This is a genomic window from Saccharopolyspora sp. ASAGF58, from assembly GCF_012277335.1.
In the GTDB taxonomy this organism is placed as follows: Bacteria; Actinomycetota; Actinomycetes; order Mycobacteriales; family Pseudonocardiaceae; genus Saccharopolyspora; species Saccharopolyspora hattusasensis.
The window spans coordinates 3,673,977-3,692,149 of sequence record NZ_CP040605.1 but is presented as its reverse complement, the minus strand read 5'-3'; the positions used below and the strand labels follow the sequence as shown (position 1 = coordinate 3,692,149).

Annotated in this window: 18 protein-coding genes; 9 read left to right on the top strand and 9 right to left on the bottom strand. The window is 69.6% G+C overall.

From position 1 onward, the window contains the following. The first annotated feature begins 204 nt into the window (after positions 1-204). The 5 genes from FDZ84_RS17645 to FDZ84_RS17625 are packed head-to-tail and all read left to right on the top strand — an operon-like array spanning position 205 to position 4,655. Complete coding sequence (locus FDZ84_RS17645) at positions 205-792, top strand: biotin transporter BioY (RefSeq protein WP_168586809.1); 588 nt, start codon at positions 205-207, stop codon at positions 790-792. Positions 793-851: 59 nt separating this feature from the next. Next, positions 852-2,264 carry an AMP-binding protein gene (locus FDZ84_RS17640; RefSeq protein ID WP_168586808.1) on the top strand — a complete coding sequence of 471 codons (1,413 nt, stop codon included), beginning with the start codon at positions 852-854 and terminating at the stop codon, positions 2,262-2,264. Continuing rightward, positions 2,261-3,382: a thiolase family protein gene (locus FDZ84_RS17635; protein ID WP_168586807.1), complete on the top strand. Its 1,122-nt coding sequence runs from the start codon at positions 2,261-2,263 to the stop codon at positions 3,380-3,382. The genes FDZ84_RS17640 and FDZ84_RS17635 overlap by 4 nt, the downstream gene beginning before the upstream one ends. After that, positions 3,379-4,053, top strand: a complete 675-nt coding sequence (locus tag FDZ84_RS17630; protein ID WP_168586806.1) for an energy-coupling factor ABC transporter ATP-binding protein — start codon at positions 3,379-3,381, stop codon at positions 4,051-4,053. Before FDZ84_RS17635 ends, FDZ84_RS17630 begins: the two co-directional genes overlap by 4 nt. After that, positions 4,050-4,655: an energy-coupling factor transporter transmembrane protein EcfT gene (locus tag FDZ84_RS17625; protein WP_168586805.1), complete on the top strand. Its 606-nt coding sequence runs from the start codon at positions 4,050-4,052 to the stop codon at positions 4,653-4,655. Before FDZ84_RS17630 ends, FDZ84_RS17625 begins: the two co-directional genes overlap by 4 nt. Positions 4,656-5,120: 465 nt before the next feature. On the opposite strand, the gene FDZ84_RS17620 is transcribed toward FDZ84_RS17625, so the two are convergent. From FDZ84_RS17620 to ctaD, 3 genes are all read right to left on the bottom strand, one after another. Next, the gene (locus FDZ84_RS17620; protein ID WP_168586804.1) at positions 5,121-5,909 is read right to left on the bottom strand and encodes a peptidyl-tRNA hydrolase; all 789 of its coding nucleotides are present in this window, start codon (positions 5,907-5,909) and stop codon (positions 5,121-5,123) included. A 66-nt stretch (positions 5,910-5,975) separates the two neighbouring features. Then, positions 5,976-7,202 carry a phosphoserine phosphatase SerB gene (gene serB, locus FDZ84_RS17615; protein ID WP_168586803.1) on the bottom strand — a complete coding sequence of 409 codons (1,227 nt, stop codon included), beginning with the start codon at positions 7,200-7,202 and terminating at the stop codon, positions 5,976-5,978. Between the two features lie 125 nt (positions 7,203-7,327). Then, positions 7,328-9,076, bottom strand: coding sequence for a cytochrome c oxidase subunit I (gene ctaD, locus FDZ84_RS17610; RefSeq protein WP_168586802.1), 1,749 nt, complete (start codon positions 9,074-9,076; stop codon positions 7,328-7,330). A 382-nt stretch (positions 9,077-9,458) separates the two neighbouring features. On the opposite strand from ctaD, the gene FDZ84_RS17605 reads away from it, so the two are divergent. After that, positions 9,459-10,073: a DUF305 domain-containing protein gene (locus tag FDZ84_RS17605; protein WP_168586801.1), complete on the top strand. Its 615-nt coding sequence runs from the start codon at positions 9,459-9,461 to the stop codon at positions 10,071-10,073. 169 nt (positions 10,074-10,242) lie between these two features. Continuing rightward, on the top strand, positions 10,243-10,743 hold the full coding sequence (locus FDZ84_RS17600) for a GNAT family N-acetyltransferase (protein WP_168586800.1): 501 nt from the start codon (positions 10,243-10,245) through the stop codon (positions 10,741-10,743). Between the two features lie 63 nt (positions 10,744-10,806). Here FDZ84_RS17600 and FDZ84_RS17595 read toward each other — a convergent pair whose 3' ends face one another. The 6 genes from FDZ84_RS17595 to FDZ84_RS17570 all read right to left on the bottom strand — a co-directional run bounded on the left by FDZ84_RS17595 (position 10,807) and on the right by FDZ84_RS17570 (position 15,605). Then, a complete protein-coding gene (locus FDZ84_RS17595; protein ID WP_168586799.1) occupies positions 10,807-11,073 on the bottom strand; it encodes a DUF397 domain-containing protein in 267 nt (88 codons plus the stop codon). A 97-nt stretch (positions 11,074-11,170) separates the two neighbouring features. Continuing rightward, positions 11,171-11,914: a succinate dehydrogenase/fumarate reductase iron-sulfur subunit gene (locus FDZ84_RS17590; RefSeq protein ID WP_168586798.1), complete on the bottom strand. Its 744-nt coding sequence runs from the start codon at positions 11,912-11,914 to the stop codon at positions 11,171-11,173. After that, a complete protein-coding gene (locus FDZ84_RS17585) occupies positions 11,914-13,812 on the bottom strand; it encodes a fumarate reductase/succinate dehydrogenase flavoprotein subunit (protein WP_168586797.1) in 1,899 nt (632 codons plus the stop codon). Before FDZ84_RS17585 ends, FDZ84_RS17590 begins: the two co-directional genes overlap by 1 nt. Before the next feature lie 10 nt (positions 13,813-13,822). Then, positions 13,823-14,623 (bottom strand): hypothetical protein, encoded by an 801-nt coding sequence (locus FDZ84_RS17580; RefSeq protein ID WP_168586796.1) that lies wholly within the window; start codon positions 14,621-14,623, stop codon positions 13,823-13,825. A gap of 220 nt (positions 14,624-14,843) precedes the next feature. Further along, on the bottom strand, positions 14,844-15,134 hold the full coding sequence (locus tag FDZ84_RS17575) for a hypothetical protein (RefSeq protein ID WP_168586795.1): 291 nt from the start codon (positions 15,132-15,134) through the stop codon (positions 14,844-14,846). A 111-nt stretch (positions 15,135-15,245) separates the two neighbouring features. Further along, a complete protein-coding gene (locus FDZ84_RS17570) occupies positions 15,246-15,605 on the bottom strand; it encodes a helix-turn-helix domain-containing protein (RefSeq protein ID WP_246869072.1) in 360 nt (119 codons plus the stop codon). Positions 15,606-15,627: 22 nt separating this feature from the next. Between FDZ84_RS17570 and FDZ84_RS17565 the strand changes: the two genes are divergently transcribed. Beyond that, on the top strand, positions 15,628-15,768 hold the full coding sequence (locus FDZ84_RS17565; protein WP_168586794.1) for a hypothetical protein: 141 nt from the start codon (positions 15,628-15,630) through the stop codon (positions 15,766-15,768). A gap of 129 nt (positions 15,769-15,897) precedes the next feature. Further along, on the top strand, positions 15,898-18,159 hold the full coding sequence (locus FDZ84_RS17560; protein ID WP_168586793.1) for a xanthine dehydrogenase family protein molybdopterin-binding subunit: 2,262 nt from the start codon (positions 15,898-15,900) through the stop codon (positions 18,157-18,159). Positions 18,160-18,173 lie beyond the last annotated feature (14 nt).

Sequence of the window (18,173 nt, the reverse complement as noted above, 5' to 3'; positions counted from 1 at the left end):
GGCTTTATGTTTCGGCGGGGTTGGCGGGTAGGTTGAGCTCGCCGCGCCGATCGGGTCGCGCCGAGGGCGCCCGATTCGACGAGAACCGCTGGTCGCGGAGGCTTTCCGACAGGCCAGAAGCGGTCTCGTCGGGCGCGGCACGGGTCGCCGGTCCGGCAATGCCACCGACCGACCACGTTGTCGATCTACCGCTAGGGAGACGCTGTGTCCGCACCACGCCAAGCTGCGCCGGCCGCGAACCTGGCCAGGACTGTGGTCTTCGCCGCATTCATCGCCGTACTCGGGATCTTCCCCGGCCTCTACCTCGGGGGCGCGGCGGTACCGGTTGTGCTGCAGAACGCCGGACCGCTGCTGGCCGGCAGCATCCTGGGCGCCCGCCGAGGCGGTGCGGCCACGCTCCTGTTCGTCGCCCTGGTCGCGATCGGCCTGCCCCTGCTCTCCGGTGGCCGCGGCGGCATTGCGCCGTTCATCGGGCCCAGCGGTGGGTTCGTGGTGGGTTGGGTGGCGGCGGCTGTCGTCGTCGGCCTGATCGTGCAGCGCAGCCTGCCCAAGCCGGGACTGTTCGTGCTGCTCGCGGCCAACGTCGCCGGTGTCGCCGTGGACTACCTGATCGGCATCCCGTACTGGGGCCTGGTCATCGGTGACCTGCGCGCTGCCGCGGTGCAGTCGCTGGTGTTCCTCCCCGGCGACGCCGTGAAGCTTGTCGCCGTCTCGCTCGTCGCCGTCGCGGTGCACCGCGCCGTCCCGGCAACCCTGACCGGCTCGGCGCGCCGCGCCACCGCCGAGGGCTGAGCGTGCTACCGATCCTCGGCCGCTCCCCCGCTTCGCGCGTCTTGCACGCCGGAACCGCGGTGGATCCCCAGGAGCTGCTCGCGCGGGCCACCCACGCTGCGCAACTCCTACCGCCCGGCTCCCGGGTCGCCTTCGAGGGCGGCAACGCGCTTACGCGCTTGATCCACTTCCTGGGTGCTGATCTCGCGGGCTGCGCGACCCTGCTCCTCGAACCCGCCTGGACCGACGGCGACCGCGCGGCGGTCCTCGCCGACGCCCGCCCAGACCTGGTGCTGAGACTGGACGAGTGGCCCGGACACGCCGCCGACGAGGGCGAACGGACCATTCGCGCCACCTATCGAGACGAACAGGCCGTTCACCCCATCCCCGATCTCCGCACTACGGAACAACGCGATCAGGCCCCTCACCGCAGTGAACGGACCGTTCGCGCCGCATGCTCAATGCCCGTCGGCAGCGAGCTCACGCACTTCTACCTGCCCACCACCTCCGGGACCAGCGGCGCTCCGAAGGTGCTGATCCGGTCGCGACGGTCGTGGCTTCGCAGCTTCGCCGCGCTCGACCTGCCGTTGGCCGCTCGGGATCGCGTGTTGGTGCCCGGGCCGCTGGGTTCGTCGTTGTTCCTCTTCGGCGCGCTGCACGCGCTGCATTCGGGTGCCGAGGTGGAGCTGTTGGACAAGTGGTCTGCGGCCGACGCCGCCGACGCTTCGCGGCGGGCCACCGCCGTCCACCTCGTGCCGGCGATGCTGTCGGCGCTTCTGTCCACTTTGGAACACGATCCGGTCTTGCGGGCCGAATGTGGTTTGCGAACAGTGGTTTGCGGTGGGGCGAAGGTCGACGAAGCGTTGGAGGAACGGCTCGACAAGGTGCTTCCCGGGTGCGAGCTCGTCGAGTACTACGGGTCGGCAGAGCACTCGCTGATCGCGGTTCGGCGGGGTGGTCCGCTACGGCCTGTGGTCGACGTGGAAGTGCGCGATCCCGTTGACGGCGTCGGGGAACTGTGGGTGCGCTCCGAGCTAATCTTCGACGGCTACCTCCGCGGCGGCGAGATCGTGCCAGCGGCGACGGAGGACGGCTGGTCGACGGTCGGCGACCGCGCGGCACTGCACTCCGACGGTTCGCTGGACGTTCTCGGTCGCGCCGGATCGGCGATCAACACCGGTGCCCGGATCGTCGGCGCGGAGGAGGTCGAGTCGGTGCTGCGCGGTGCCGAAGGCGTGTTTGACGTGCTGGTTTGCGCAACCCCGCATCCGAGGTTCGGCGAGCTCGTCACGGCGGTCGTCGAGATCGACCCGGTCGCCCCGCCGTCTCTGCGCGAGCTGCGGGCGAGGGTCCGAGGAGCGCTGGACCCGGCGAAGCGCCCCCGGCGCTGGCTGGCAGTGCGCGACCTGCCCCGAACGGCGTCCGGCAAACCGGCGCGCGCCGTGATCGCGGAGCGCCTGCGCGCGGGAACCCTTCGCACGGAGTCGTTGTGAACCGCACTCCTGTCGTGATCGCGGCGCGTCGCACTCCGATCGGCGAGGCTGGTGGGCTGCTGCGCCACGTGCCCGTCGACCGGCTCGCCGCGCCCGTGTTGCGCGCTGTCCTCGACGATGCCGGTGTGGACACAGTGGACGATGTGCTGCTCGGCAACGTCCTCGGCCCCGGTGGGAATCCTGCTCGGGTGGCGGCGTTGCGCGCCGGGTTGGGCGAGGTCACACCGGGCATGACGATCGATCGGCAGTGCGCGAGCGGGCTGACCGCGATCACCACCGCTGCGGCGATGATCCGCGGCGGAGCCGGGGACTGGTTCATCGCCGGTGGTGTCGAGAGCCCGTCGACCGCGCCGTGGCGGGCATGGCGACCGCGCTCGGCGACCGAACCGCCCCGCTTCTACAGCCGTGCGCCGTTCGCACCGGCCGAGATCGGCGACCCGGACATGGGCTCGGCGGCGGACCTCGTGGCGTCCGAAGCCGGGATTTCGCGGCAACGCCAAGACGTTTTCGCCGCCCGCAGCCACGACCGCGCCATCGCCGCGCAACGGGCGGGGCGCTTCGACGCTGAGCTGGCGCAGATCGGGAGCGCCGCAGCGGATGAGCGGCCGCGCGAGGGTTTCACGGCCGAACGCCTGGCCCGTTTCCGGCCCGCGTTCACCCCGGACGGGACCACGACCGCAGCGAACTCGTGCGGGATCAACGACGCGGCGGCCGCCGTGCTGATCACCACCGAGGAGCAGCGCCGCCGACTCGGCGTTCCGGGGCTGCGGCTGCTGGACTGGCGCACCTCGGGAGTCGATCCGAACCGCCTCGGCCTGGGCGCGGTGCCCGCCATGCAGGAGCTGCTCAAGCGGCACACCCCGGGAGTCGTCGAGTTCAACGAGGCCTTCGCCGGGCAGACCCTTGCCTGCCTGGACGCCGCGGGCATCGACGAGCAGCTGGTCAGCCCCGACGGCGGCGCCATTGCGCTCGGCCACCCCTGGGGTGCCTCCGGCGCGGTGCTGGTGGTGCGGTTGTTCAGCCGGATGGTGCGGGCGGACGGGCCGCGCATCGGCCTGGCGGCGCTGTCCTCGGGCGGCGGGCTGGGCGTGGCCACGATGTGGGAGCGAGTGGGTTGATCGAGTTCGAGGAAGTCGGGCACAGCTACGACGAACGCACCGTGCTGGACGGGGTGGACCTGCGGCTGGTCGAGCGGCGCGTCGCGTTCGTCGGGGCGAACGGCTCGGGCAAGTCCACCCTGGCCCGGATGATCAACGGTCTGGTGCACCCCAGCCGCGGCCGGGTGCTGGTCGACGGGGTGGATCCGGTGCGCGACGGCCGGGCGGTGCGACGACGCGTGGGGTTCATCTTCACCAACCCGGACAGCCAGATCGTGATGCCCACCGCGGGCGAAGACGTCGCGTTTTCGCTGCGCAGGCAAGGTCTTTCCAAGGCGGAGCGGCAGCGCCGGGCCGCGGAGGTGCTGGCGCAGCACGGGCTGGAGGGCTACGCCGACCACCCGGCGCACCAGCTTTCGGGCGGACAGAAGCAACTGCTGGCGCTGTGCTCGATGCTGGTGCTGGAGCCGGACGTGCTGGTCTGCGACGAGCCGACGACGCTGCTCGACCTGCGCAACAAGCGGCACTTCGTCGACGTCCTCGGCGGGCTGCGGCAGCAGGTCGTGCTGGTCACCCACGACCTGGACCTGCTGGACGACTTCGACCGGGTGGTGGTGCTCGACGCGGGCAAGGTCGTCGCCGACGACGAACCGGCCGCGGCCATCCCGTACTACCGGGAGCTGATCAAGTGAGCCCGCTCGGCCTGTACGAACCTGGGAGCAGTCCCCTGCACCGGCTCGGGGCCGGCTGGAAGTTCTTGGCACTGTTGGTTTTCGCAGTGACGACGTTCGTGCTGCACTCGCCGCTCGCGCTGGCCGGGTGCGTGCTCGGCGTAGCGGTCGCGTACCTGGTCGGCCGGATCCCACCGCGCCGCTGCTGGCATGGGGTGCGGTTGCTGGTCCCGCTGCTGCTGGTGGTTTTCCTGCTGCAATGGTGGATGCTCGGCCTCGACAGCGCCGCGGTGGTGTGCCTACGGCTGCTCGGCGCGCTCGCCGCCGCGAACCTCTTCACCCTGACCACCAGGGTCGACGACCTGGTCACGGCCGTCGAGCGCGGGCTGGGCCCGCTGCGGCGCTTCGGCGTCCGGCCGGAACGGATCGGTCTGCTGGTGGGCCTGACGCTCCAAGCGGTGGCGGCGCTCTCGACGATCGCGACGCAGGTGCGCGACGCGCAACGAGCCCGAAACGCGGAGCGCTCCTTCCCGGCCTTCGCGGTGCCGTTCCTGGTCCGCACCCTGCGCCACTCCGACGAACTCGGCGAAGCCCTCGCGGCCCGCGGCGTCGGCGACGACTGACTTCGTTCGGCTACCCGTGACGACACAGGACCCGTGAGTACTTTTGGGCGCTATGGCACCCAGAAACGCTCACGGGTCCTGTGCTGCCCTGCTGGATCCCTGCCCAGCGGACGCCTGCGGGACGCGACGAAACCGGGACTTTAGGCCCTGGTATCGATCCCGCCGCAGTGGCCAAATTGATGGTTACCGGGGAAACCCGGCGACCGGCCCGAGGATGCAGTGGCCTTGACGACCAATCAGGCCGCCAGAGACCTAGCAATCGAAAGATTGCAAAACATTCTCGGGCCCGGCCTATGTCTGGGCCCGTTCTCGGCCCTGCTCCCAGTTCCCGCTGCTCTGCGGTCGTGAGCATTTTGCACGACGAGGTCGGAAACAGCCGCTACAGCGACCCGAAGCAACTCCCGACCAGCTAGCTGCCTGCGGCCACGGTCAGGGTCAGGGTCAGGGTCACGGTCAAGGTCAAGGTCAGGGCCACTGCGCCAGGACCGTGACGGTGCCCGGGTCGACCTCGGTGAAACCGGCGTCGCGGACCATCGCCACCCGTGCCTGCCGCCAAGCCGTTTCCGGGTCGTCGCGCGGGTGCAAGCGCGCCCAGGTCGCCGCGCCTGCCTGCCGCACCGAGCAGCGGAACCCGTCGGCCGCCCAACCCTCCAGTTCGGCGTCCAGGCCCGCCCCGTGCAGCTGCGCCGCCAGGATCATCGTCGCGTGCCCGACCTGCGCCGCGGACTTCCCAGCGCTCATCGGCACATCGGGGTTCAGCCACAGCGTCGGGGCATCCGGTGCCGGCGCGCCCGGCTCGTCGGCGGCCAACTCGCTGCCGGAGATCTGCAACCGGGTGAGCTCCTTGGGCATGTCCGCCACGCGCATCGGCAGGAACGCCCGCACCTCGGCGTTGCCCACCCGAACGGTGTGCCCGGGCAACGACTGGACCGCTTCCCAGTGCGCGCCGCGCGCCCGCCGCGCCACCTTGCGGATGCGCCCGGAGATCCAGTTGTGCATCGCCTCGTGCCACTCACCGCCCGGCTTGCAGCGCTCGTCGAGGCACACCGCGATCGCCGCCGCCGCGGCCGCCTCCAGCAGCGCCGTGCGGTCCGGCGGCTCGCGGCGCTCGATCCTCAGCACCATCGGCATCAGGACCACGTTCTCCGGGTCCTCGTCCGAGGTGTCCGCAGTGGCCTCCCGCGGCAGCGCCAGCCACGAGGCGTACCGGGCGATCAGCGGGTCGAGGACGGAGAGGGCAGCGGAATCAGGCACACCACGATTATCCGATCCCTGGCCACCGATATTCCGCCCCACCGCTATTCCGCCCCACCGCGGACGTCACACGTCCAGCGGCACTCGCCGCAGCACACCGTCCTCGGCGTCCGCCGTCTCGATCTCGGCACGCGTCACGCCGAGCACGAACAGCACGGTGTCCAGGAACGGGTACGACAGCGCGGTGTCGGCGACCTCCCGCAGCGCGGGCTTGGCGTTGAACGCCACCCCGAGCCCGGCGGCCGTGAGCATGTCGATGTCGTTGGCCCCGTCGCCGACCGCGACGCACTGCGCCGCCGGCACCCCGAACAGCTCGGCGAACCGCCGCAGCGCCTTGGCCTTGCCGGGGCGGTCCACGATCTCCCCGACGACCCGGCCGGTCAGCTTGCCGTCCACGATCTCCAGCTCGTTCGCGGCGCTGAAGTCCAGCCCGAGCTCGTCCACCAGCTGGTCGATGATCTGGGTGAACCCGCCGGAGACGACGCCCGTGTGGAAGCCCAGGCGGCGCAGCGTGCGGATGGTGGTCCGGGCGCCGGGGGTGAGTTCGAGCTCCGAGGCGACGTCGTCGAGCACCGAGGCGGGTAGGCCCTCCAGCACGGCGACCCGCCGCCGCAGCGACTCGGCGAAGTCCAGCTCGCCGCGCATGGCCCGCTCGGTGACCTCGCGGACCTCCTGTTCGCAGCCGGCCCGCGCGGCCAGCATCTCGATGACCTCGCCCTGGATGAGCGTGGAGTCCACGTCGAAGACCACCAGCCGCTTGGCGCGGCGGGCCAGCCCGGTGCGCTCGACGGCCAGGTCCACGCCGATGCGCGCGGCCAGGTCGGCCATCGCCGAGGTCAGCGCATCGTCCGAGCCCTCCCCGTCGTCCGGGACGCTGACCTGCAGTTCCAGCCCGGTCACCGGGTAGTCGGCGACGCGGCGGATGGAGTCGATGTTCACGCCGATCTCGGCCAGGCCGCGGGCGACCTCGCTGAAGCTGCGGGCGGTGACCGGCTGCCCGAGCACCACGACGACGTGCGTCGAGCCGAGCTTGGCCGCGCCGCCGTCCTCGGTGCCGATCGCCACGTCGACGGTCATGCCGACGGTGGCCATCGCCTGCTCGACGGCCTCCTGCAGCTGCTCCGGGTCCCGTTCGGTGGACACCAGCACGCCGAGCACCAGCCGACCGCGGATCACCACCTGTTCCACGTCGACGATGTCCACCCCGTGCCGGGTCAGCGCGGCGAACAGCACGGAGGTGACCCCCGGCTTGTCCTTCCCGGTCACGGTGATCAACACGGTAGTCGCGTTCACGACAGCGGTATTCCTCTCTAGACCCCAGACAAACGATGAGCCCCGGCGGGACACAGCCCGCCGGGGCTCATCGTCGAGCTAACTCCACCCTGGCACAGTTCTGCCGTGCGGGGCTAGCGCCCAAATCACTTCTCGGAGCCCTCCGAGACACCGACCGCCGGGTTCGCCTCGTGCTTGTGCGCGAGGGTCTTGCCGGTGAGGCTGAGGTGCCCCTCCAGCCGCATCCGCTCGGAGATGTGCGGGTAGTGCAGCTCGAAGGCCGGCCGCTCGGAACGGATCCGGGGCAGCTCGGTGAAGTTGTGCCGCGGCGGCGGGCAGGAGGTTGCCCACTCCAGGGAGTTGCCGTAGCCCCACGGGTCGTCGACCGTGACGACCTCGCCGTAGCGGTAGCTCTTGAAGATGTTGTAGAGGAACGGCAGCATCGAGGCGCCCAGGATGAACGCGCCGATCGTGGAGACCGTGTTCAGCGCGGTGAACCCGTCGGACTCCAGGTAGTCGGCGTACCGGCGCGGCATGCCCTCGTTGCCCAGCCAGTGCTGCACCAGGAATGTGCCGTGGAAGCCGATGAAGGTCAGCCAGAAGTGCAGCTTGCCCAGCCGCTCGTCGAGCATCCGCCCGGTCATCTTCGGGAACCAGAAGTAGATGCCGGCGAAGGTCGCGAACACGATCGTGCCGTAGAGCACGTAGTGGAAGTGCGCCACCACGAAGTAGGTGTCCGAGACGTGGAAGTCGACCGGCGGCATGGCCAGCAGGACACCGGTGAGACCGCCGAAGAGGAACGTGACCAGGAAGCCGACGCTGAAGATCATCGGTGTCTCGAAGGTCAGCTGCCCCTTCCACATGGTGCCGATCCAGTTGAAGAACTTCACACCGGTCGGGATCGCGATCAGGAACGTGGTGAACGCGAAGAACGGCAGCAGCACGGCGCCGGTGGCGTACATGTGGTGCGCCCACACCACGACCGACAGGGCCGCGATGCCCAGCGTCGCGAGGACCAGACCCGTGTAGCCGAACAGCGGCTTGCGGCTGAAGACCGGGAAGATCTCCGACACGATGCCGAAGAACGGCAGCGCGACGATGTAGACCTCGGGGTGGCCGAAGAACCAGAACAGGTGCTGCCAGAGGATCACGCCGCCGTTGGCCGGGTCGAACACGTGCGCACCGAGGTGACGGTCGGCCATCAGGCCCAGCAGCGCGGCGGTCAGGATCGGGAACGCCATCAGGATCAGCAGGCTCGTGACCATGATGTTCCAGGTGAAGATCGGCAACCGGAACATCGTCATGCCCGGGGCGCGCAGGCAGACCACGGTGGTCAGCATGTTGACCGCACCGAGGATGGTGCCCAGACCGGAGACCGCCAGACCGGCGATCCACATGTCCGCGCCGTGGCCCGGCGAGTGCAGGGCGTCCGACAGCGGGGTGTAGGCGAACCAGCCGAAGTCGGCGGCGCCACCCGGCAGCAGGAAGCCACTGACGACCATCAGGCCGCCGAACAGGTACAGCCAGTAACCCAGGGCGTTCAACCGCGGGAACGCGACGTCCGGGGAACCGATCTGCAGCGGCAGGATGTAGTTCGCGAAGCCGAACAGGATCGGCGTCGCGTACAGCAGCAGCATGACCGTGCCGTGCATGGTGAACAGCTGGTTGTACTGCTCCTGCGACAGGAACTGCAGCCCTGGAACGGCCAGCTCCCCGCGGATCAGCATCGCCATCAGGCCGCCGACCAGGAAGAACGCCATCGACGTGACCAGGTAGAGGATGCCGATTTGCTTGTGGTCCGTGGTGCGGAACATCCGCGCCAGGAATGACCCCTTGACCGTTTTGCGCACCGGATAGGGGCGCGTGGCGATCGGCTGTGGCGCGACGGCCGTCACGGTGCCTCCTGCACTCCCTTTTGAAGCCTTATCGAACCCGACTGGGTCCGCCCCGACCCGGTTGGGCCGGTTGACAGCACGCGACACCCTGCAGGACCCCTGCAGCACAAGCCAGTCGCGATGCCTGCCGACTGCGGATACTAGTCCGGGACTCCGGCCGTACTTCGGCCGGGCCGTAGCCACCCTATTCATTGGGACGGGCACCGTCACCCACAGTGAGATCCACCCGACAGCGCGCGCACGCGGCGACGTCGCCCGCACGCGCCCGCGGGGCGCCGGTTAGCCTACGGGGCAAGAGGTCCGGCAGCCCACCTGCGATCAGCCGCTACCGATCAACGGGCCGCCCTGGGACGACGTCCACCAGATCCTGGAGGGGAAGCACGTGCGGAGGAGCACGATCATCGGCGCCGTGCTGGCCGGCGGTCTCGCACTCGCGGGCTGCACGCCGAGCGAGGCACCCAGCGACCAGCCCCCGGCCCCCGGCACGCCGCCGCCCGCGACAGCGCAGCAGCACGCCGAGCACGGCACCGGGTCGACCGGCGAGCACACCGCGACGGACCGCGAGTTCGCACAGCAACTGCTGGCCAACCGTCAGCAGGTGTCGAAGCTGGCCGACCTGGCCGCCACCAACGCGCAGAGCGCCGAGGTCAAGTCGCTCGCTGCGGAGCTCAAGCAGTCGGTGCAGCCGCAGGTCGAGCAGCTGAACGGGTTCCTGAACTCCGCCGCCGGCCAGCAGTCGGGCAGCGCCCCGGAGGACGAGGCCGAGAACTCCGCCGACGCGGGCCTGCAGACCGACCAGCAGCTGCAGCAGCTCTCGAAGGCCTCGGGCGCGCAGTTCGACCAGCAGTGGAAGCAGGCGATGCTGTCGCTGCAGCAGGGCGCCGGGAAGCTGGCCCGCACCGAGCAGGAGGAAGGCTCGGCGCAGGTGATGCGCAAGCTGGCCGAGGAACTCGTGGCCGGCGAGCAGCAGACGACGACCAAGCTCAACTCGCTCTGAGCTGACACGGTTTCAACAGATGAAGGGCGCCTTCTGCCAACTCGGCAGAAGGTGCCCTTCACCGTTACTGCGGTCGGGGCTCGAGCCGAGATCGAGTTCGCCGAGCGCACGGCCGCGACTACCGCTACGCCGGCTATGTCCTGCGCCCGAGAACGAGGAGAGCACCGAGATGTGGACCACCCGCCCGGAGACCAACGCCGACATCCCAGCGATCCGCGCAGTCAACCTCGACGCCTTCCCGACCGCCCTGGAGGCGGACTTGATCGAGGCACTGCGCGAGAATCCGGCGTGGATCGACGGACTGTCCATTGTGGCCGAGGACGCGAACGGTGAGGTCGTCGGCCACTCGCTGCTCACGCGCAACCACGTCGACGGCTTCCCGGCGCTGACCCTCGGGCCGTGCGCGGTGCTGCGGCGTTACCAGCGCTCCGGAGCAGGTTCGGCGGCGATCCGGGCCGGGCTGGAAGCGGCGCGCGGGATGGGTGAGAAACTGGTCCTGGTGCTCGGGCATCCCGAGTACTACCCGCGCTTCGGGTTCAAGAGGGCGTCGGAGTTCGGGATCGGCTTGACGATCGAGGTCCCGGACGAGGCCATGATGGCTCTCCCCCTCGACCCGGAAGCCGAAATCCCCAGCGGCAAGGTCGAGTACCCGGCCCCGTTCGGCATCTGACCCACCACGGGGTCGTGAGTGCGTAATCGGGCTAGAGCCCTGCTGCGCACTCACGACCGCGCACTACGCGGCGTCGAAGGCCCCGGCCTTGATGCGCCCGACGAACGAACCCCAGCCGGACGCCCCGACCCACAACGCGGGCCCGCCCCGGTCCTTCGAGTCCCGAACGCCCACGGCGCCACGCCCGAGCCGAACCTCGACGCAGTGATCATTGCCGCCACCGCTGTAGCTGCTCTTTAACCACTCGTCACCAGCGACGATCCGAACCTCAACACAGTTGTCACTGTCGTTCGAGCTGTCACTACTCTTAAACCATCCGGTGCCCACCATGCTCAGCTCAGCTTCCCTTCCGCAGTCTCTGCTCAAGGAAGTCAAGCTCACCTGGCGGAGCCGGGCGGGCGGGACTCTCGGGTTGACGTCGTCGCGCTCAGTCCTTCTTGCGGCGGAAGAGGCGGAGGATCGGGTCGTAGCGGCGGTCCGCCACCCGCTCCTTCAGCGGGATCAGCGCGTTGTCGGTGATCTGGATGTTCTCCGGGCAGACATCCGTGCAGCACTTGGTGATGTTGCACAGGCCCAGGCCGTGTTCGCCGCGTGCTTCCTCCGGGCGGTTCTCCGCCGCGTCCAGCGGATGCATTTCAAGTTCCGCCACCCGCATCAGGAAGCGGGGCCCGGAGAACGCCTGCTTGTTGTCGTCGTGGTCGCGGATGACGTGGCAGGTGTTCTGGCACAGGAAGCACTCGATGCACTTGCGGAACTCCTGCGACCGCTGCACGTCCACCTGCTGCATCCGGTACTCGCCCGGCTCCAGCCCCTCCGGAGGCTTGAACGACGGCACCTCGCGGGCCTTCACGTAGTTATAGGAGACGTCCGTGACGAGGTCCTTGACCAGCGGGAACGTCCGCATCGGCGTGACCGTGATCGTCTCGGCCGGCTCGAACGTCGACATCCGGGTCATGCACATCAGCCGGGGGCGGCCGTTGATCTCCGCCGAGCACGAGCCGCACTTGCCCGCCTTGCAGTTCCACCGCACCGCCATGTCCGGGCACTGGGTGGCCTGCAACCGGTGGATGATGTCGAGCACCACCTCGCCCTCGTTGACCTCCACGGTGTAGTCGCGGAGCTCGCCGTCGTCCGAACCGCGCCACACCCGGAAGTGCGCCTGGTATCCCATCAGAGCCCCTTCACCTCGACGTCCGCCAGTTCTTCCTCGGTGTAGTACTTGCGCAGTTCCTCGACCTTGAACAGCTCCAGCAGGTCCCCGCGCATCGGATCCTGCGACTGCTCGAGGACCTCGACCTGCTCGTCGCCGATGCCGCACACGAGCAGCTTGCGCCGCCACTTCGACTCCATCACCGGGTGGTCGTCGCGGGTGTGGCCGCCACGGCTCTCGGTGCGCAGCAGCGCCGCCCGCGCCACGCATTCGCTGACCAGCAGCATGTTGCGCAGGTCCAGGGCCAGGTGCCAGCCCGGGTTGAACTGCCGGTTGCCCTCCACCGCGAGGTGTTCGGCGCGGGCCTTGAGGTCCCGCAGCCTCTCCAGCGCCTGCCGCATCTCCTCGCCCTTGCGGATGATGCCGACCAGGTCGTTCATCACCTGCTGCAGCTCGGCGTGCAGCGCGTAGGGGTTCTCCGCGTTCGGCGCGGCAGCGGACTCGAACGGGTCCTGCGCGCGACGGGCCGCAGCGTCCACATCGGACTGGCCGATGTCCGGCCGCGCCCCGAGCCCCGCGACGTACTCGGCGGCACCGGCGCCCGCGCGGCGGCCGAAGACCAGCAGGTCGGACAGCGAGTTGCCGCCCAGCCGGTTGGACCCGTGCATCCCGCCGGCCACCTCGCCGGCCGCGAACAGCCCAGGCACCCGGGACGCTGCGGTGTCCGGGTCCACCTCAACGCCGCCCATCACGTAGTGGCAGGTCGGGCCGACCTCCATGGACTCCGCGGTGATGTCGACGTCGGCCAGTTCCTTGAACTGGTGGTACATCGACGGCAGCCGCTTGGTGATCTGCTCCGCGGGCAACCGGGTCGCCACGTCGAGGAACACCCCGCCGTGCTGCGAACCCCGGCCTTCCTTCACCTCGTTGTTGATCGCGCGCGCCACCTCGTCGCGCGGCAGCAGCTCCGGCGGGCGGCGGTTGTTGTCCGGGTCGTCGTACCAGCGGTCGGCTTCGTCCTCGTTGTCCGCGTAGTTGTCCTTGAAGACCTCGGGGATGTAGTCGAACATGAACCGGCGGCCCTCGGTGTTGCGCAGCACGCCGCCGTCGCCGCGCACCGACTCGGTGACCAGGATGCCCTTCACGCTCGGCGGCCACACCATGCCGGTCGGGTGGAACTGCACGAACTCCATGTTGATCAGCGACGCCCCGGCTCGCAGCGCCAGCGCGTGTCCGTCGCCGGTGTACTCCCACGAGTTCGAGGTCACCTTGAACGACTTGCCGATCCCGCCGGTGGCGAGGATGACCACCGGCGCCTGGAACAACACGAACCGCCCGGACTCCCGCCAGTACCCGAACGCCCCGGCGATCCGGCCGTCGTCCTTGAGCAACTCGGTGACCGTGCACTCCTGGAAGACCTTGATCCGGGCCTCGTAGTCGCCGTGCTCGGCGTGGTCTTCCTGTTGCAGCGACACGATCTTCTGCTGCAACGTGCGGATCAGCTCCAGCCCGGTGCGGTCGCCGACGTGCGCCAGCCGCGGGTACTCGTGACCACCGAAGTTGCGCTGGCTGATCCGGCCGTCCGGGGTTCGGTCGAACAGCGCGCCGTAGGTCTCCAGCTCCCACACCCGCTGCGGCGCCTCCTTCGCGTGCAGCTCCGCCATCCGCCAGTTGTTCAGGAACTTCCCGCCGCGCATGGTGTCGCGGAAGTGCACCTGCCAGTTGTCGCGGGAGTTGACGTTGCCCATCGACGCGGCGATGCCGCCCTCGGCCATCACCGTGTGGGCCTTGCCGAACAACGACTTGCACACCACTGCCGTGCGCAAGCCCTGGGACCGCGTCTCGATCGCCGCGCGCAGGCCCGCACCACCGGCGCCGATCACGACGACGTCGTACTCGTGCCGTTCGATCTCCACCATCAACGTCCTTCTAGTTGAACAGTCTCGGATCCGGGAACGCGCCGCTGGCCACCAGCAGCACGTAGAGGTCCACCAGCGCCACCGACACCAGCGACGACCAGGCCAGCAGCATGTGCTTGCCGTTGAGCCAGGTCACCTTGGTCCAGAACCAGTAGCGCACCGGGTGCTTCGAGAAGTGGCTGAGCCTGCCGCCGATCAGGTGCCGGCAGGAGTGGCAGGACAGCGTGTACGACCACAGCAGCACGACGTTGACCACCATCAGCAGGGTGCCCAGCCCGATGCCGAAGCCGCCATCGGCGCCCCGGAAGGCGATCACCGTGTCGTAGGTCAGCACCGCCGCCACGATCAGCGCCGCGTAGAAGAAGTAGCGGTGCACGTTCTGCATGATCAGCGGGAACCGGGTCTCGCCGGTGTAGCGGCGGTGCGGTTCGGTGACCGCGCAGGCCGGTGGCGACGCCCAGAACGACCGGTAGTAGGCCTTCCGGTAGTAGTAGCAGGTCAGCCGGAAGCCGAGGACGAACGGCAGCACGAAGATCGGCGGCGGCACGAACGGCCCCAGATCCGGTGCCGGTTGCCCCCAATGGCTGGAGCCCGGCACGCAGGCGGTGGACAGGCACGGCGAGTAGAACGGTGCCAGGTAGTGGTACTCGGGAACCCAGTACCACTGGTTCATGAAGGTGCGGATCAGGCCGTAGACCACGAAGGCCAACAACCCGAGGAAAGTGACCAGCGGCGGCAGCCACCACCGGTCGGTTCGCAGGGTTCGCACGGAGATCCGTGCCCGGCCGGTGGCGGTTGGTGGTGCGGACATTTCGCAGACCTCGTTGTCTTGGTCGTCCGGCAGTGCTCACCTGAGGCCGCTCATTGTGGATCAATGGTCCCGGTGCAGGTAGTCCCCCAACCGGCGCAACAGCCGGGGGCTTACCCCGATCAAGCGAAATGCGGGGGAACGCATCCCCCGCATCCGGACCCGTCCACGGCGGACAGGCGGGCGGCTGCCGGCTGGCGGCGAGCGGTACCTGACGGCGGCCCTACTGCGGGGCCCGCCCGCCCAACCCCTCGTCGTCGGCGTCGCGCCACAGCGACGGGTCGTAGGGGGTGTCGGGCACTATCACCACGTCCTCGGTCGACTCGGTGCTGCGCCGCTGGATGGGGAGGGTGCCGGAGAGTTCTGCGACGTCGATGTCCAGCCGCTCCACGTCGTTGTGGATCCGGCGCACGGCCGGGGCGTCGCCGTAGCGGGATCGCAGCGCGCCGACGCTGCTGCGGAGCTGTGCCAGGACCCGCTGGAGTTCGGCCAGTTCGGTCGTCGTCGAGGCCATTGGCGAACACCTCTTCCGCCTAGTGGTGGGATTACCGCACCGACTCTGCCCCTAACGAAGGAATGTGACAAGTGCCACACTGTAGATCTTGAACGAATTCCCCCACCGGGGTCAGTCGCTGCTGCGCGGTTCCGCGAAGCGCCCCACGAGCTCGGCCCCGAGAGCACGCGCGAGCCGCTCCAGAACGGCGATCGTCGGGACGGTGCCTCCCGCCTCGAACCGAGCGACCGCCGGCTGCGTCATCCCAGCGGCGGCGGCGAGCTGCGCCTGCGTCCAGTTCCGCGCCTCCCGCATCATCTCCCTCGTGGACCTGCCGAATTCCAAGGCGATGGAAGCAGCCTCGTAAGCCTCGGCAGCACCGGGCTCGGCAAGCAGCTCGTGTCCGACGCTGGCGGTCCGCGGGACCGAGCACGAGCGGCTCGTCCGCTCCATTTTGGACAGTTGCGAGCGGAACGGGGCGGTGGCGGGCATCCATTGTGACAGCGTCCAAACCGTGCAACGCTGGCAAGACCTGGGCTTCGGCATGACGACGCCGGCCTCCGACGCGGTCCTGCTCCGCGGGGCGGCCTCCGCCGGAGTGCGCCAGCTGACGGGGCAAGCAGAGGAGGCTGGGGGCGCGAACAACTACGCCTGACCTGTCGCGCGGCGGACGGCCGCGAGGACGACCACCACCAAACACCAGTGAGTCTTGTGGCCCGACATGGCATCGCACCCGACTCACCGGTCGGTTCCCGATTCTGATCGTGCTTACTGCGAGGCATCATTGAGCATTCTCGGCACCCGGGTCGAACGCCGTGAGGACCCGCGCCTCCTCACCGCCGGCGGCACCTACGTGGACGACCTGCGAGACCCAGCGCTGGACGGAGCCCTGCACGTCACCTACGTGCGCAGCCCGCTGGCGCACGCCAAGATCACCGAGATCGACACCTCGGCGGCCCGCGAGCTGCCCGGCGTGGTCGGCGTATTCACCGCCGCCGACGTCGACCTCCCGCCCTTCCCGCCGAACGCCGGCATCAGCGGGCCCCCACCTGCGGCGATGGCGCGTCCGCACCTGGCCAGCGGAACGGTCCGCTACGTCGGTGAACCGGTGGCCGTGGTGCTTACCGAGACCCGGGCCCTGGGCGAGGACGCCGCCGAACTCGTCTCCGTCGACTACGAACCGCTGGACCCGGTGGTCGACGTCGGCGACGCGCTGCGCGACGAGGTCCTGCTGTTCCCGGAAGCGGGCACCAACGTCACCGGCACCAGCGGCGAACTGGACGACTCGTTGTTCGAGGGCTGCGAGGTCGTGGTCACTAAGCAGATCGAGAACCAGCGCGTCGCCGCCGCGCCGCTGGAGGTGCGCACCGCCGCCTGCGCGTGGGACGGCGACAAGGTCACCCTGTGGTTGTCCAACCAGAACGCGCAGAGCTGCCGGGACGAGCTGATGGCGAACCTGGGGCTGCCGCAGGAGCAGATCAGGGTGATCACCCCCGACGTCGGCGGCGGCTTCGGCGCCAAGATCGGCGTCGAGCAGGAGGCCGCGCTGCTGGCTTTCCTGGCCAAGCGGGCCGGCCGCCCGGTGAAGTGGGTGGAGAGCCGCAGCGAGAACCTGGTCGCGATGACGCACGGCCGCGCGCAGCGGCAGGTGGTGACCATCGGCGGGCGCCGCGACGGCACCGTGCTCGCCTACCGGCTGGAGATCGTCCAGGACGTCGGGGCCTACCCGCGAATGGGCGCGTTCCTGCCGCTGCTCACCCGGTTCATGGCCAGCGGCGTCTACGACATCCCGAAGGCGGAGTCGATCGCCCGCGCGGTGGTCACCAACACCACCCCGATCGGCGCCTACCGGGGCGCGGGGCGGCCCGAAGCGACCGCGGCTGTGGAGCGCGCGATCGACCTGTTCGCCGCCGAGACCGGCGTCGACCCGGCCGAGGTGCGCCGCCGCAACCTGGTGCGCCCCGAGCAGTTCCCGTACAGCACGCCGGGCGGCATGACCTACGACACCGGCGAGTACCTCAAGGGCCTGGACGCGGTGCTGGACGCCGCCGACTACCGGGCGCTGCGCGAGGAGCAGGCCAAGCGCCGCGCCGAAGGCGCCACGCACCAGCTGGGCATCGGGCTGGCCAGCTACGTGGAGATCACCGCGCCGAACAACACCGAGGGCGAGACCGGGCGCGTCGAGATCCGCCCGGACGGCAGCGTCCTGGTGCTCACCGGCAGCTCCCCGCACGGGCAGGGCCACTGGACCTCCTACGCGATGCTGGTGTCCGACCAACTGGGCATCGACCTCGACAAGATCGAGGTCGTGCACGGCGACACCGACCTGATCCCCAAGGGGGTGGGCACCATGGGCTCCCGCTCGCTGCAGCTGGGCGGGTCGGCGGTGCACCGGGCCGCGGTGGACGTCAAGGAGAAGGCCCGCAAGCTGGCCGCGGAGCTGATCGAGATCGACGAGGCCGACGTCGAACTCACCGACGGCTCGTGGCAGGTGCGCGGCACGCCGAACGTCTCGCTGTCCTGGGCGGAGCTGGCCCAGCGCGCCGAGGAAGGGCTGGCCGCCGACGTGCACTTCACCGAGGACCGGCCGACGTTCCCGTTCGGCTCGCACCTCGCGGTGGTCGAAGTGGATACCGAAACCGGCAAGGTGAACTATCTTCGGCACGTGACCGTCGACGACGCCGGAGTGATCATCAACCCGGTCCTCACCGAGGGGCAACGGCACGGGGGCATCGCGCAGGGCGCCGCCCAAGCCCTGCTGGAGGAGGTCTCCTACGACGCCGACGGAAACCCGCAGAACGCCAGCCTCGCCGACTACGCCTTCATCACGGCGGCCGAACTGCCCAGCTTCGAGCTGCTCACGATGGAAACGCCGACCACGCTCAACCCGCTGGGCGTCAAGGGGATCGGCGAGGCCGGCACCATCGGCGCCACCCCGGCGGTGCACAACGCCGTGGTCGACGCCGTGTCCCACCTCGGGGTCAGGCACATCGACATGCCCACCACGCCAGAACGGGTGTGGAAAGCGATCCAAGCCCATTCATGAACTCAATTGCCGTA